This window comes from Peribacillus sp. AS_2, assembly GCF_026891895.1.
Lineage (GTDB): Bacteria > Bacillota > Bacilli > Bacillales > DSM-1321 > Peribacillus > Peribacillus frigoritolerans.
In genome coordinates this window covers 1-14445 of sequence record NZ_JAPTGA010000010.1, presented here as the reverse complement: position 1 = coordinate 14445, position 14445 = coordinate 1, and the positions used below count along the sequence as shown (strand labels likewise).

Sequence of the window (14445 nt, the reverse complement as noted above, 5' to 3'; positions counted from 1 at the left end):
GTGAATTAACGAGTAAATTGCCTAAACTCACGAGTAAACTGCTCAAACTCACGAGTAAACGGCCCAAACTCACGAGTAAACTGCCCAAACTCACGAGTAAACTGCTCCAACTCACAAGTAAACTGCCCAAACTCACGAGTAAACTGCTCAAACTTACGAGTAAACGGCGAATTCACGGGGTTATCGCACGAATTCTCGTGGATATCGATCAAACTTTTGATTTTATCGATCAAACTCAGTTTATATCTGCCAAAATCACGAATTTATCACTCAAACTCACGAGATTGTCACCCAAATATCCTTTTCATGAAGAAAAATAAAATGAATTTCTATATTCTTGAATGAAAATGATTTTTATTATCAATAATAAAATGAAAGAGGGTAACCAGTTGATGGTTACCCCCGATGTTTTAAATTTCTGGATCAAATGTTTTGCAATCCGTTTCTTTGCTATTTGATGCTTGGTTCCCTTTATGGCTGACAACATAAATAGCATCTGCGCTGCATTTGTTTCCAGAATCCCAATATTTACAATTATTCACTTCACATAGAACATCTTTTGCCATCTTATCACACCTCCTCATTTGCTATCATTAACAAAGTTGGGGTTATTGATACTTTCCTTTTTCAGGTTTTGATGTCTTGATTTTAATTGCGGGCGTCATGTCGTACAAAAATCCGGGCAGTTTCCGCCCGGATTTTTTTATGCTTATGCTGATCTTTTCAATAGTTCTGCTTGAGGGATTTTCCAAAGCTCCCGCCATTTTTTCAAGGCGGCAACCAGGATAATCAAACCCAGGATTAACATGGTGATCGATAATATTCCGTTCAAGATGCTGAATCCTGCAGAGTCCGGGTTCAGGTATACGTTTCTCACCATCCAGTACCCTGCTACATTGACTGTTACATATAAGTAGGCAAGGGGTACGAGGCATGTCCAGATATACCAGCGTTTGTCTGCAATTTTCAATACGACGGTCGCACCGATGATGAGTCCAATCGAGGCCATGAGCTGGTTGGATACGCCAAAGAGTGCCCAGATCGAACTAATGTCCCCAGAGTAAAGCAGGTATCCCCAGATAAAGCAGGCTAACGCGCTGGCAAAGATGTTTCCCGGCAGCCAGTCGACCCTTTTTAATGGTTTATAGAACTCCCCGAAGAAGTCCTGGATTAAGTAACGGGCAACACGTGTCCCTGAATCGATTGCGGTTAGTATGAACACCGCCTCGAACATGATGACGAATTGGAAGAAAAACGAAGCCAGTTTATCAAAGAAGGGGATTTCGGTAAAAATATAGGTCATGCCGACAGCAAGTGTAACTGCCCCGCCTGTCCGTCCTTCCAGATTAATGCCGATTTCTTCACTAAGTTCGTTAAGGTGTACGGTTTCCATACCTAATGTTTGAAATACTTCAGGTGAAGAGTTAATCGCAAAATAATCCCCTGGCTGCAGCGAAACCGCAGCAATCAATGCCATGATGGCAACGACACATTCCACAAGCATCGCTCCGAAACCGACGGATTTGATATCACTCCAACGGTTTAACATTTTTGGAGTTGTGCCCGATCCGACAAATGCATGGAATCCTGAAATCGCGCCACAGGCGATGGTGATTGAAATGAATGGCCAAACAGGACCGGCTACAATCGGGCCCCCGCCATTAATGAATTCGGTAAACGCAGGAAATTGGATTTCTGGATTCACCACGAAAACGCCGATAATCAATGCGGCAAAAACACCGATTTTCATAAATGTACTCAAGTAATCCCGAGGTGCCAGCAGCAGCCAAACAGGCAATGCGGCAGCGAAGAAAGCATAGATCGGCAAAATGATGGCAAGTGTGCTCGCCTCAAGTGTCAATAAGTCACCAAGTGCCGTTCCTTGAATGTTCGGACCAAGTAAAATCGCGGCCATGATAAGCGCAAAACCGACGATGGTCGCACCTTTCAGGTTGCCGGTTTTTTTATGGTAAAGCCCTACTCCCATGGCGATGGGAATGGTGATCCCGACTGCAAACGTCCCCCATGGATTATTTTCCAAAGCATGCAGAACGACCATTGAAAGCCCTGCCATTGTGATCGTAATGATAAAAAGCATCGCGAGTCCTGTACAGAAGCCTGCTACAGGTCCAAGTTCTTCTTTCGCAACTTCCGAAAGGGATTTTCCATCTTTACGCATCGACGCGAAAAGAACGACGGCATCATGGACCGCTCCCCCGATTACAGCCCCGATCAGTAGCCATAATAAACTTGGCAAATACCCGAATTGTGCAGCAAGGATCGGTCCCACCAAAGGACCAGCCGCTGCAATGGCTGCAAAATGGTGGCCGAATGCCACCCATTTATTTGTTGGAACATAATCTTTTCCATCTTCTAATTTATGGGCCGGAGTCGGCTTGGAATCATCAAGTTTTAATACTTTGAGTGCTATGAATGTCCCGTATAAACGGTAGGCAATCATTAATATACAAATGGAGCCTATGACAATTGTAACCGCATTCATATTTGAACCCCCTCTATTACTTACATCGTAAAAAAATGATATCACAATGAAAGCGAATTCAATGGGTTTTCAAGTTATAATGCAGTTATCGAGGGATGGACTGCATTATGATGAAGCTAAAATGCAGAATTATGAAAATTTTTAAAAACCGATCAGCTGCTTTAGTTCCTTCACATACGTCCGGCTTACCGGGATGTTTGATCCGTCACTCATAATGAGATTGTAAGTCGAGTTGAACCAAGGCTGTATTTCGGATATATGGGTGACATTCACGATAAAACTGCGATGCACCCGTAAAAATGAGTGCTTATCGAGCTTCTTTTCAAGCACGATGAGAGGGTCGCCGATTTTATATTCATTTTTCCCGGTTTTAATGACCGTCTTTCCTTCCACGAGACCTATGAACAAAATATGATCCCGGTCGATCAAAACGATCCGATCATCTATTTCTACAGCCAATTTACCTGTCTGTTCCACTGCCATTCGGCTGGCGGGAGCTGCTGTTCCGGATTCGTCTTTCCCGATTTGACGCTGCTTCATGAGCTTATCCAATGTTTGACGTATCCTTTTTTCATTAAAGGGCTTCAATAAATAATCAAATGCATATAACTCGAAGGCTTGGAGGGCAAACTCATCATAAGCGGTCGCAAAAATGAGCGAAGGTGCGGGGTCAAGTTCCGCCAATTGCTTAGCCAACTGCAAACCATTGCCATCTGCAAGCTCTATGTCCAAAAAGATAAGTTCAGGTTTAAGGCGGGAGATATCCCTCATGGCATCTTCTATCCCCTCGGCTTCACCCACGACTTCAACTTGCCTGCTTCTCTTCAATAAATATTTCAATTCATCTCTAGCCAGTGGTTCATCCTCTACGATAAATGCCTTCATCATCGTTGCCATACTCCTTTCTCGTTGAGTGGTATTGATATGTTCACTTTGGTTCCGTGTCCCGCTTCACTTTCGATCGAGAGGCTGGCCTGACCTTTATAGATCCCTTCCAGCCGTTCACTGATATTATGAAGGGCCGTTCCTGTTCCCTTAGCCGATTCTACAGCATGCTTGCCCAATTCATCTATTCTCCCGCCCGGAATCCCTTTTCCGTCATCCTCGACAACAATGTGCATCGCATCGTCTTTAAAGTATGCGCGGATGATGATTTGACCTTTGTTTTTCACATGTGGAAATGCATGGTGTACCGCATTCTCAACAAGTGGCTGCAATGTGAATGGGGGGATGAGAACTTCCTTAAGCCTTGGCTCAATGCGATAATCGATATGATATTTATCTGGAAAACGCGCCTGCTCCAGTGATAAATATGCGTTAACATGCTCTAATTCCTTTTCCAGCGGCACCAGTATTTGGCGTGCCCCTTGTAAATTAGAGCGAAAGAAGGCACTGAGCTCCTGCAATAAACTTCTTGCCTTCTCGACATCCGTCCGGCATAGAACGGATATCGTATTGATTGCATTGAATAAAAAATGAGGATGGACCTGTGCCTGCAAGGCCTTAATTTCAGCATCTTTCAATAATTTCGTTTGCATTTCCGCTTTTGCCAGTTCCAATTGAGTGGAGAATAGTTTGGCCAATCCTTCAGCTAACTCTTGTTCCACTTGGCTTAATTTATCCGGATGCTTGAAATACATCTTCAAAGTCCCGACCGTTTTCTGTTGGACCTGCAACGGCAGGACTACGGCCGCTTGCAATGGACATTGATCATGAAAGCAATAAATGTCCTTTTTTGTTTTGGCCACGATGATTTTCCCTTGTTCAAGGGCTTGTTTCGTTAAGCCTGTCGCTATCCCCACCTTAGGGACATGGTGATCTGACGCAGCACCAACATGGGCAAGCACGCTATGTTCATTGGTAATGGCCACGGCGTCGGCTTCAGTCAGCCCCAAGATGATTTCGGCTATTCTCTTGCATGAAGTTTGACTCAGGCCTTGCCGGAAAAAGGGCAAAGTCTGATCCGCAATCAGGAACGCAAGATTGGTTTGTACGGCCCGAGTCCGGTCTTCGTCCCTTGTGATCGACTGAATGATGAGCATGAAAAGTAAAGTCCCGAATCCATTGATGATGATCATGGGAATCCCGATTACTTGTACGAGCTCCCACGCCCTTTCAAAGGGTTTGGCCGTCACCAGGATGATGCCCATTTGGATCGCTTCCAATGCCATGCAAATGGGCAGGGCAAACCAAGGGGTGATCGTCCCGTGCTTTCGCCGACTTTTCCCCAAAAGACCCGATAAAACCCCAGCTAAAATCGCAGCGATCGCACAAGCCCCCGCCGTAAAGCCTCCGAGAAAATAACGGTGAAGCCCCGCAATCAAACCTACTCCCAACCCAACAAAGGGTCCTCCCAGCAGACCGCCGATAGCCACTCCCATAATTCTTGTGTTGGCAATCGCGTTATCGGGATCAATCTCAGCATGCCAATCACCCTCCGGCATGCCATGGTTTCCAATTTCGATCCCTGTATAGTTACTTATGATGCCGAATGTTCCAAAAAGTGCGATAAACATGATTTTCTTCGACATTTCATGTTCATGGCCTATCATTTGCCGAAAGGGTTTCATATAAGAAAGCAGGAAGGCAGCAATCACGATGATCCCCACTTTTTCAAACAGCGACGGTAATAAATCAACCAAAGCATTCACCCCATTTCTGGCTTTTTCATTCATCTTACACCAGCCATGAAATCCTTGTCGAATTTTGTTTTTACGATTTTAAGAACATGGAAAAAATGAGGGACCATATCGGAGAAAAAGCTAGAATATGATTCAATCTAAAAAAAGCCTATAAGTACCAAGGCTTTTTCAATAGAAAGAAATCATTTTTATCCGAGTCGTTTATCGAGTAAATGGGACATCAGGGACCAAAGGCAGTAATTGGATCATTTATTAACATCCTTTGGCCGCCTTTGAATCAGAACGCTTTTTTCTCACTATTCCGATCACCAACAATAACACCGGGAGAAGAAAACAAATGGTTAAGGAAAAGGGCGTCCATGCTTTTACAGTAAAGTTTTGACTATGTACTGTGTTCGGATGTGTAATGATGGAGAAGGCAAAAATTAAAAATGCTAATGGAAAATGAAGAAGTTTGTGATTTTTCAATCCCAGCACTTGAGCTAACCCGAGAGACAGTCCATAATAACAAATCGTTAGCTTGAAATACACGGATAGAATCCAAATGAAGGCTACAGTGACTTCAATACGCTCCAAAAAATCACCAAGATTCATCCTCTTTCCCAGTCTATAAGAAGGATAGTTTTGAATTGCAGTTATATCAATGCCCAATACAAGGATAGAGAAAATAACCACTAATAATAGAATGATGCCTCCTAATAATGTTCCTCGATAAAAGTTCTTTTTCATTTCATCCTTTTCATTTACATAGGGCATGATCATTAAAAAGAAAATGAGCTGTACATAAGGGAGCGCTAAAGTGTGATAGGAGCCCTTAATAATTGGTTTCATGCCTTCTTCAAAAATAGGTTGAACATGTTCTAATTTGATTTCAGGGATAAGAAGTAAAAATAACATAAAAAGCATAAAGACAATCCAAGGAAAAAAGATCAATGCAGTTCGACTGATGACTTCCAATCCTAATCTTACACCGATTATGCATGTCAATAAAAAAAGAATCATAATCATTTCAATAGGTGTTCCAACCAAAATTTGTGTCGTTGAAAAACTCCCTATTTCATACAATAAAGCAGACGAAAGGTACAAAATATAAAAAAGGAAGAGCAGTGCCGAAACTTTCCCAACCCATTTCCCCAATATTTTTTCATTAACTTCGACATAAGTCTTAGAAGGATAAATCGAGGCTAATTTATTATATAAGAAAACAAAACACAAACCGACGAGAGTAGTTATTATATAGGAAATCCAGGCATCCTGCTTTGCTAAATGGACAAGCAGCGCAGGTACATTAAGTATCGAACCTCCTATCGTAAATATGATGACCAATATAAGAAATTCTCCTGAGCTAATTTTGCCTTTCTCAAGCATAATCAATAAATACCCCCTAAGACAGAATCCGTTCCATGAAAGATGTGAAGGGGTTATAAAATTTTGTTATCCAGTCTAAGGGATTAGGAATGGTAACATCTTTAATTAATAAAATACTCAACGTCATGCCAACTAAAAGCAATAGAATAAAGACGGAGATTTCCCTCCAGCATTTATTTTTAAAAAGTTGAGGTATTTCAAAATATGAAATAATTGCTCCAGTAAACACGGTTCCAATGATTGCCCACATAGATCTTTACTCCTCGGCTTCTTTTTGAAAGGATTCTGTTATGGTGCCTAAATGGCGAATCCTTTAACGGTTACATTCACTTCCGAATGCATATCCACCTTCTGTTTCATCCCCAAGGAAGTAACGTTGGCAAGTTCATTCAACTCATTGCTGCTTCAACACCCGGGCAGACATATGAACGTTACGGTTATGTTTTCACCTTGGATGGAAATATATCCATTTAAATGTAATAACTTGTCATGAATTCCTTAAAGCTCCTGTCATGCTTACTTCTGCTCTACCTGATTGGAAGGTTTATGATCGGTATCATTTCTGAAATAGCAGTCGTCATTTTTGGAACCCTACACACCCAAAAACAGTTTATTGTTAAACGAGGAAATAAACAGGTTATATCATTTTAGGAACGAGTATGAGGTAGAATATGGAATTGAGAAATCAAATCATTTATATCAGTAAAAAAGTATTGAATAGCATTAAGAATTTCGAATTTAATTTTGAAACTACTATATTTATCTTTGATAAAGAGCTAAATGTTTTATACGCTAAAAGTAATGATGAAAATAAGGATTTATGTAAATTGGTTATAGAAGAATCTGTTGAAAATAATGCATTTATTTTAAGTTCATTGCAAAATACTACTGTAAAAACGAAAAATCAAATTTCCGGAAAGGATTTTAGTGTTATATCTTCCCCCTTCCATGAAATTAAAAATAAGGAATTGCAAGGCTATGTAGGTATATTCACAACGGATGATAGTGAAAATTTCAAAATGATTACTGAAATGCTCGCTAATCAAATCTCCTAAGAGTTACATGTCTACCGTGAGAAATTATTAATTGAAGAAATAATAAAAACAGATAGATCGTCTTTATTCACCAGGGAACCGCATAATGTTGATTGGCGAATCATCCAGAATATAACGCAAGGTCTCAAAGATAAAGAAATAGCTGATAATCTGCATATTAGCGTTTCTACAGTTCGTAACCATATAAATAAACTGTTTGAAGAATTAGACGTGGCCTCCAGATCACAATTAATCAGCTTGCATTATGAAAATAAATTGCATGAAATTCTTCATGAAGTGAAGATGGAAAACCGCAATTTAAAGTACTTTTAGAAATAAAAAGCGAAATTCATTTTGAAGGTATGCAATGAGCATCATAAAATCTACACATATATAACAATCAAAAAACAGCCGTAAAAACACTGATGAATTTAATCCCATTTCTTTTCTGCGAAATGGGATTTTTTATGCTTACCCGAAATATGTTACCCATTGTTAAGAGGGGTAAAGCTTATATTATGTTAAAATTTAAAGGAATGATTATTGCGCTTGATAAAAAAGGAACTACATATAATATATAAGCTCATTTGTTTATGCTTTCAGTTCAGGAAAATTTCATAATAAAGTAAATAAGTCGGAGGCGATTAATGTGTTGGTAGTTACCACAGAAAAAATTGAAGGATACAAAATTGTAGAGGTAAAAGGGCCTGCCTTCGGTCTAATTGTAAGAAGCAGAGGGATTGGCGGCGATATCATGGCAGGGTTAAAGTCCCTGGTAGGCGGAGAGATCAAGCAATATACAGCGATGCTTGAAGATTCAAGAAAAGAAGCTATGGACCGTATGATAAAAAATGCCAATGAAATGGGTGCAAATGCAATTATAATGATGAGATATGATTCTGGGGAAATCGGTACGAATATGAGCGAAATCGTTGCATATGGAACTGCCGTCATTGTGGAGAAAATATAATGAAATTCATCATAGGGTACTATATATTACAAATTATTATAGCTATCTTATGCATTTTACTTGGATACTTTATCTATGATAAACGGTTTAAACGCAATCACGGTGTAAAAGTTCCTGATGGATTTCAATCGACAGATGAAATAAATATAGACCCCGTGACAGGAGAAAAAACAAGGGTATATTATAATCCTGATACGGGTGAACGCTTTTATAAAAAAGAAAAATAATTTAAAAGCCACGTGTTTACAATTAAAACCCCTTGTAATCATACAAGGGGTTTTGATAACAACATTATTTTTCCATTACAGGCTTATAGTGCCCTGGTATGTTTTGGGCTGAAATGGCCAATCGGTTCCAGCCGTTGATGGTGATGATTATGGTAACGAGATCGATATATTGTTTTTCATCAAAATGCAGGCGGACCCTCTCATACAGTTCATCAGGTACACCGTTTGCAGAAATGGCCGTGACCGCTTCCGTCAATTCCAGCGCTGCCCTTTCCGAATCAGAATAGAATGGTGTTTCACGCCAAGCACTCAAACAGTAAATTCTTTGTTCCGTTTCACCCATTGCCCGGGCATCCTTTGTATGCATATCCAAGCAGTACGCACAGCCATTGATTTGGGAAGCGCGAATTTTAATCAATTCGATTAATGCGCTATCGATTGCCGTTGTTTTCTTGTACTCCTCCAAACCCATCATTAATTTGACCACTTCACGATTTGTCTTCATATAGTTAATCCGTTGTTCCATGTCTATCTCCTCCATTAAACCTTTTTTGGTTCCACTTATAAGACAAAATAGAGGTTTGATTTGTGACATTCAAAAAAAGACCCCTCAATCTATATCAGGAATATGATTTAATTTATCGGGATTGGTGACAATGAAGATTTTGCGGATATTTTTTTGTTTTGGATCTAATTCAAAGCAGATGACTTTGGTAGGCTTTCCTTCTTTCATTTGCAAAATTCCCTCCTGGCCATTGACCATCACCGGAAGAAGTTCTCCTATGAAGCCTCCTTTAGCGGAAATGCCTTTAAGAAAGGCGGATACGCGCTGTCTGGTTACAATTGGGTTTAATGCAGAAAGCACTTTTCCTCCGCCGTCAGTAACAAGGACAACATCTTCTGTAAGAAGGTCCAAAAACTCCTCAAAGTTTCCTGTCGCAGATGCTTTTATGAATTTTTTTGCCAAAAGATCGACATGTTTCGTATCCTCCGGATGGACTGGCCTATCATTCTGTAATTTCCGCTTAGCCCGGCTGTAGATCTTTCTGCAGTTCACTTCATTCTTTTCCAGCATCTCGGCGATATCTTCATAGCTGTAAGTGAATGCTTCCCTAAGCACGAAAACCGCTCTTTCAACAGGTGAAAGCTGTTCCAGCAAAACGAGGAAGGCATATGCCACCGTTTCATCCGTTACGACCTTATCTAGAGGCTGATCTGTTTCGTTTACCCGAGGTTCTGGCAGCCAAGGACCTGTGTAAACCTCTCTTCTCTTACGGGCTGACTTTAAAAAATTCAGACAGCGATTTGTCGTCATTTTCGCAAGATATGCTTTCATGTCCTTAATTTCGTCGATATCAAGCTTAAGCTGCAGGAATAAATCATGAACGATATCTTCTGCATCGGTAACCGATCCGAGCATCCGGTATGCGATGGAAAAAAGAAAAGGTCGATATGTCTTATATAATGTATCCAACTCCACTTGATTCACCTATTTTCTATCAAATTCGTTTTTCGAAAACCTATCACTAATTATTCTCTAACCCAATCATTTATCCTTCTTCACCTAATTAGACCAGACTATCCTATCATACAAAAAAGAGCAGCAAAAGAGCTGCTCTCGGACTGTAGACAAACTAGCTCCCTACCGTTCAACAGGATTCCTTATTGGACAAATATATTACCACTCTCTGTTAAAATGGTGTACCCAATTTCGGATACTCATTGATCAAGTTGCTTCATACCATACAATATCGTCAAACATTTTTACAACCCGCGGTATGAAGCCTTCTTCATAATCTTCCGGGTATTGAACGATCGCATAGTAAACGCGGCCGCCATATTGAAAAACGGACACTGTACCCAATATGGAGTAATTACTGCCCTTCTGACTAATGTCAAATTCCACCTCAGACCAATCAAATCGGTTAGGCGAATTATCAGATCGCTGTTTTATCTCAAAGCCGTTGCTTATCACAACTTCCCTCGCAAACTCCGTCTGTTCTTCTATTGTTGCATTCGCACCCTCACTTTTGGAAAAAATCTGAACTTTGGCATCCTCATTTCTCTTGCCTGCAAAATTCGCAAAAACAATCATTGCATCTCCTTCACCAGAACTAGCCTCTTCAACGACCATGTCATCCACGATGTAGGTTGAGAATCCCAATGCCTGACTATGATGAAGCGTGAATTGGAACGGTTCTTCCATACCTTCCAATATGATCGTATCCGTTTTCGTATTTGGCAGACCTTTTGTCGGGTCTTCAACCGATTCACCTGGAGGATCTTCATCTTGCCCGTCGATTTGCTTAGGATTATCATTTGGCTTTTCTGAAATTGGCGGAGATTCCTTATTTCCCTCCTGGACTCCTTTACAAGCACTAAGCCCTGTTACCAAAAAAACGGCTGCCAAAATCAACAATATCTTTTTCATTGGGACCCTCTTTTCTTGTGTTTTAACAAATTATTATACGGTCCCATATGGAAAAAAGTTACACTATGCTTCATCGAAATATCAGACTTATCGACTAAAAAAGATCGATACTCCACTCGTTCCGAAAAAGAAAATATGAGATGATTCACTTTGATGCGTCTATATCTTTATTTAACTAAACTATTCAATAGATAGTTTGAGTAGGAGTGCTTGAATGTATGATAATGTAAAGAATCGCACGTTCAAAAGGCCGCCAATTGGCGGCCTTCACTTCCCTTGCCTTATATGTACTAATTGAAAAATATATGTTTTGGTTAAGATCCAATGCTATGTTCTACTGCAGTATCCCAATTAGGAAAATAATACAATGCATTCTTCATTAACTCCGGATCTGACTTCTTTACCTCTTTCTTTCGAGGTAGCTTCCCTTCTTTTTCTACTAAGTCGGAAATTTGATTCACGACTTCTTCAACACTCATATTCACTTCCATCTCTGTTCCCTCCTTCTTGTTCCTATTTATATTTTTTCCCAATTGATGAAAAGTAATACAATTTTTCTTAAACTAAACTACCAGTTTAGTTTAAGAAGGTTACTTGAAAGTATGATAATTGAAAGGATCCTACAAACAAAAAGCCAACGAAATCGTCGGCTTTTTGTCTAAATAATTCCCAAAATACTTTCTAGAAGTAACATGATTAGCTGTCTCAGTTTCGCCATGTTTTTTATGTTTTACTTTTTATGAATAGTTTCGCAGCCTATTCAGCAATCCTCTATCATTCTATGCAAAGCGATTTGCCGCTCACCCTTCATATCAGCTCAGGAGCTGTTTCTGGATTTTGCTTGAACCGGTCTTCATGATGAGCTTCAATCGTGTTCAGAAAGCTTTTCATGGAGTTTGTCATATAAGCATCTTTACGGTGAATGAAGACTGTCGAGATATTGCGGTATTCTTCCGGAATTGGATGCACGTGGACTTTTTCATTGGCTGTTAGGTGATTTACCGCCGATTGTGGTACGAGGGTAATGCCAAGGCCGAGTGTTACGCTGGTTAAGATCGTTTCCAATACATTGAACTCCATGATTCTTTTGGGCATCACCTCTTCTTCCCTCAGCCATTGTTCCAATTTGGAGCGATAGCCACACCCCTGACTGAATACTAAAAATGGTTCTGTTATGATTTCTTCAAGGTTAAATGTTTCATTTCTTGTAACTAATACAAGTTTTTCTGTACAGACATCGTATGGCTGAATGAGCGGATGTTTGATCGGTCCTGTAACAAAAGCGCCATCCAGCCTGTGTTCAATGACATCTTTGATTAAGTCTTCCGTTAACCCCGCCTTTATGGATAAATCGACATTTGGATACTGTTTATGATAGGAGGCTAGAATCTTGGGAAGATCGCTGACCGTTTCAACTGTACCGATGTTAAATATCCCTGTAGGTGTTTCACTATCCAGGAATACTTGCTTGAGTTCTTCTACATCAAGCAAAATTTTGTTTACATACTCCAGCATCTTTCTGGCCTCCGCAGTTAGTGACATGCCACGTTTATGCCTATTGAATAAAGGCGTCCGTAACTCCTGCTCCAAATGCTTAATCCTCGCCGTTACATTGGATTGGACGTAATTCAACTCAACAGCCGCCTTACTTACGCTGCCATATTTAGCGACACACTGGAATATTTGCAAATCCCTCATTTCCACAAAAGTGCCCCCCTTTCTCAACTATCATTAATAATGATGATTATATTCATTTTAAGTCATTTTACATGATAATGACTTTATCATAAGGTGTGTATAGGAATTAAATCAATCATTATTTTTGAGGGGAAGCTTTTATGAAAAAAAATCAAGTATTAATCGGTGCACTTTTATGTTTGACTGCCAGCATTTCTTGGGGAGCGATGTTTCCAGTTGCAGAAAGGGCCTTAATGTATATTGATCCTTTTTATTTCGCTTTTTTGCGATATTTAGCTGTTAGCGTCATTTTAGGGATATTGCTTTTAATGAAAGAGGGTAAGAAGTCTTTTAGCCTGGAAGGGCAAGGGAAGAAATTATTGTTTTTTGGGACGATGGCTTTCACTGTCTACAACTTTCTCATTTTCGCAGGTCAAGACTTACTGGGGCATAACGGGGTGATTGTTGCTTCGATCATGGAATCATTAATGCCCATGATTTCAATTTTAATTCTGTGGGTTTTCAAAAGTGCCAGACCCATGAAATATACCATCGCCAGCATGCTCCTTGCCTTGATAGGGGCCATTCTTGTCATTACCAATGGCAGCTTATCATTCGTATTTTTATTGAAAGATAATGTCATCCCTATCGTTTTCATTCTTATCGGGGTTATAGGGTGGGTTATTTATACGATGGGCGGCAACCAATTTAACGGATGGTCAACACTTCGCTATTCGACTTTAACGTGCATTTTAGGAACATCCGTATCAGCCATCATAACATTCCTCGCAACGGCAATGGGCCTGTCCGTCCCTACGGCAGAGGTTATCCAATCCATTTATGGCGAGATGATTTTCATGATTATTTTCCCTGGTGCCATAGCCCTTTTAAGCTGGAATTTAGGCATTAAACTATTAACACCGATCAATGGAATCCTATTTATCAATTTAGTTCCAATCACCACGTTGGCCATCGTTTTCATCCAAGGGGGGTCACTATCATCCTACGAATTACTCGGAACTTTTTTAGTGATATATGCTTTGATTCAAAACAATTATTATCAAAGAAAAAACTTGCCTTTCCGGGTTGAGAAAATGAATCCAAGTGAGAAGAAACACTTAATTAAGGGTACACAACATCAATAGGAGGGCAACAATGGATTTACTAACGCTTATGCTAATCCTTGGATTGGCTGTACTTTGGGAATTGGCAACGATTAATAAGAATGTGAAAAAGATGAATGAGCAAAATGCAGAATTGATCAATCTGTATAATGAAAGAAGGAAAAGAATTCAATAAAGTGGACTTTTGGCAATACAACTCAAAAAAGCCTCTCATTTAGAGAGGCTTTAGACTGTAGTCAAACTTGAACTGCCCCGTAAATGTTAGACACCAAACTAACATTTACGGGGTGTTTTTCATGGCTAATTTTTCTACCGAACAGAAAATATTCATTACACGACTTTACCTTGAAGGAGAGCACAGCTATATGGATCTTCAAAAAATATTTGAAGTTTCGTATCAAATGATTCAAGGTTGGGTTCGCTTATACCAAATTCAAGGAGCCGATGGATTTAAGAAATCCTATACAAT

Annotated in this window: 18 protein-coding genes; 7 read left to right on the top strand and 11 right to left on the bottom strand. The window is 40.0% G+C overall.

Annotation, left to right across the window (positions count from 1 at the left end):
* Positions 1-5 precede the first annotated feature (5 nt).
* The 6 genes from OTG27_RS17710 to OTG27_RS17685 all read right to left on the bottom strand — a co-directional run bounded on the left by OTG27_RS17710 (position 6) and on the right by OTG27_RS17685 (position 6513).
* Positions 6-233 carry a hypothetical protein gene (locus OTG27_RS17710; RefSeq protein ID WP_268937606.1) on the bottom strand — a complete coding sequence of 76 codons (228 nt, stop codon included), beginning with the start codon at positions 231-233 and terminating at the stop codon, positions 6-8.
* A gap of 177 nt (positions 234-410) precedes the next feature.
* Positions 411-566, bottom strand: coding sequence for a DUF1540 domain-containing protein (locus tag OTG27_RS17705; RefSeq protein ID WP_065310844.1), 156 nt, complete (start codon positions 564-566; stop codon positions 411-413).
* Between the two features lie 143 nt (positions 567-709).
* On the bottom strand, positions 710-2503 hold the full coding sequence (cstA, locus tag OTG27_RS17700) for a carbon starvation protein CstA (protein ID WP_268937605.1): 1794 nt from the start codon (positions 2501-2503) through the stop codon (positions 710-712).
* Between the two features lie 141 nt (positions 2504-2644).
* Positions 2645-3391, bottom strand: a complete 747-nt coding sequence (locus OTG27_RS17695; protein WP_268937604.1) for a LytR/AlgR family response regulator transcription factor — start codon at positions 3389-3391, stop codon at positions 2645-2647.
* Complete coding sequence (locus OTG27_RS17690) at positions 3388-5145, bottom strand: sensor histidine kinase (protein ID WP_268937739.1); 1758 nt, start codon at positions 5143-5145, stop codon at positions 3388-3390. The genes OTG27_RS17695 and OTG27_RS17690 overlap by 4 nt, the downstream gene beginning before the upstream one ends.
* A gap of 252 nt (positions 5146-5397) precedes the next feature.
* Positions 5398-6513, bottom strand: coding sequence for a GerAB/ArcD/ProY family transporter (locus tag OTG27_RS17685; RefSeq protein WP_268937738.1), 1116 nt, complete (start codon positions 6511-6513; stop codon positions 5398-5400).
* Positions 6514-7184: 671 nt separating this feature from the next.
* On the opposite strand from OTG27_RS17685, the gene OTG27_RS17680 reads away from it, so the two are divergent.
* From OTG27_RS17680 to OTG27_RS17670, 4 genes are all read left to right on the top strand, one after another.
* Positions 7185-7568, top strand: coding sequence for a phospholipase D-like domain-containing protein (locus tag OTG27_RS17680; RefSeq protein ID WP_268937603.1), 384 nt, complete (start codon positions 7185-7187; stop codon positions 7566-7568).
* 30 nt (positions 7569-7598) lie between these two features.
* Positions 7599-7880 (top strand): response regulator transcription factor, encoded by a 282-nt coding sequence (locus OTG27_RS26740; RefSeq protein ID WP_374941273.1) that lies wholly within the window; start codon positions 7599-7601, stop codon positions 7878-7880.
* A gap of 316 nt (positions 7881-8196) precedes the next feature.
* Positions 8197-8517 carry a YbjQ family protein gene (locus OTG27_RS17675; RefSeq protein ID WP_034304199.1) on the top strand — a complete coding sequence of 107 codons (321 nt, stop codon included), beginning with the start codon at positions 8197-8199 and terminating at the stop codon, positions 8515-8517.
* Entirely contained in the window at positions 8517-8744 is a 228-nt protein-coding gene (locus OTG27_RS17670) for a hypothetical protein (protein ID WP_053536275.1), read from the top strand. Before OTG27_RS17675 ends, OTG27_RS17670 begins: the two co-directional genes overlap by 1 nt.
* 64 nt (positions 8745-8808) lie before the next feature.
* Here the strand turns inward: OTG27_RS17670 and OTG27_RS17665 are convergent, their stop codons facing one another.
* The 5 genes from OTG27_RS17665 to OTG27_RS17645 all read right to left on the bottom strand — a co-directional run bounded on the left by OTG27_RS17665 (position 8809) and on the right by OTG27_RS17645 (position 12879).
* The gene (locus OTG27_RS17665) at positions 8809-9270 is read right to left on the bottom strand and encodes a carboxymuconolactone decarboxylase family protein (RefSeq protein ID WP_268937602.1); all 462 of its coding nucleotides are present in this window, start codon (positions 9268-9270) and stop codon (positions 8809-8811) included.
* 84 nt (positions 9271-9354) lie between these two features.
* Positions 9355-10224 carry an RNA polymerase sigma-70 factor gene (locus OTG27_RS17660; protein WP_268937601.1) on the bottom strand — a complete coding sequence of 290 codons (870 nt, stop codon included), beginning with the start codon at positions 10222-10224 and terminating at the stop codon, positions 9355-9357.
* Positions 10225-10470: 246 nt separating this feature from the next.
* Positions 10471-11175: an LptM family lipoprotein gene (locus tag OTG27_RS17655; protein WP_268937600.1), complete on the bottom strand. Its 705-nt coding sequence runs from the start codon at positions 11173-11175 to the stop codon at positions 10471-10473.
* A 314-nt stretch (positions 11176-11489) separates the two neighbouring features.
* A complete protein-coding gene (locus tag OTG27_RS17650; protein WP_164468801.1) occupies positions 11490-11666 on the bottom strand; it encodes a hypothetical protein in 177 nt (58 codons plus the stop codon).
* Positions 11667-11982: 316 nt separating this feature from the next.
* On the bottom strand, positions 11983-12879 hold the full coding sequence (locus tag OTG27_RS17645; protein WP_268937599.1) for a LysR family transcriptional regulator: 897 nt from the start codon (positions 12877-12879) through the stop codon (positions 11983-11985).
* Between the two features lie 134 nt (positions 12880-13013).
* Between OTG27_RS17645 and OTG27_RS17640 the strand changes: the two genes are divergently transcribed.
* From OTG27_RS17640 to OTG27_RS26735, 3 genes are all read left to right on the top strand, one after another.
* Positions 13014-13997 (top strand): DMT family transporter, encoded by a 984-nt coding sequence (locus OTG27_RS17640; RefSeq protein WP_268937598.1) that lies wholly within the window; start codon positions 13014-13016, stop codon positions 13995-13997.
* A 10-nt stretch (positions 13998-14007) separates the two neighbouring features.
* On the top strand, positions 14008-14151 hold the full coding sequence (locus OTG27_RS17635) for a YrzO family protein (RefSeq protein WP_134402094.1): 144 nt from the start codon (positions 14008-14010) through the stop codon (positions 14149-14151).
* 121 nt (positions 14152-14272) lie between these two features.
* A partial coding sequence (locus OTG27_RS26735; protein WP_374941272.1) for a helix-turn-helix domain-containing protein occupies positions 14273-14445 on the top strand: 173 nt, incomplete at its 3' end.

Coding starts and splice junctions, on each gene's coding strand:
- OTG27_RS17665 (WP_268937602.1), bottom strand. CDS start 9,270: ATGGAACAACGGATTAACTATATGAAGACAAATCGTGAAGTGGTCAAA.
- OTG27_RS17670 (WP_053536275.1), top strand. CDS start 8,517: ATGAAATTCATCATAGGGTACTATATATTACAAATTATTATAGCTATC.
- OTG27_RS17685 (WP_268937738.1), bottom strand. CDS start 6,513: ATGCTTGAGAAAGGCAAAATTAGCTCAGGAGAATTTCTTATATTGGTC.
- OTG27_RS17695 (WP_268937604.1), bottom strand. CDS start 3,391: ATGATGAAGGCATTTATCGTAGAGGATGAACCACTGGCTAGAGATGAA.
- OTG27_RS17655 (WP_268937600.1), bottom strand. CDS start 11,175: ATGAAAAAGATATTGTTGATTTTGGCAGCCGTTTTTTTGGTAACAGGG.
- OTG27_RS17650 (WP_164468801.1), bottom strand. CDS start 11,666: ATGGAAGTGAATATGAGTGTTGAAGAAGTCGTGAATCAAATTTCCGAC.
- OTG27_RS17705 (WP_065310844.1), bottom strand. CDS start 566: ATGGCAAAAGATGTTCTATGTGAAGTGAATAATTGTAAATATTGGGAT.
- OTG27_RS17680 (WP_268937603.1), top strand. CDS start 7,185: ATGGAATTGAGAAATCAAATCATTTATATCAGTAAAAAAGTATTGAAT.
- OTG27_RS17635 (WP_134402094.1), top strand. CDS start 14,008: ATGGATTTACTAACGCTTATGCTAATCCTTGGATTGGCTGTACTTTGG.
- cstA (WP_268937605.1), bottom strand. CDS start 2,503: ATGAATGCGGTTACAATTGTCATAGGCTCCATTTGTATATTAATGATT.
- OTG27_RS17640 (WP_268937598.1), top strand. CDS start 13,014: ATGAAAAAAAATCAAGTATTAATCGGTGCACTTTTATGTTTGACTGCC.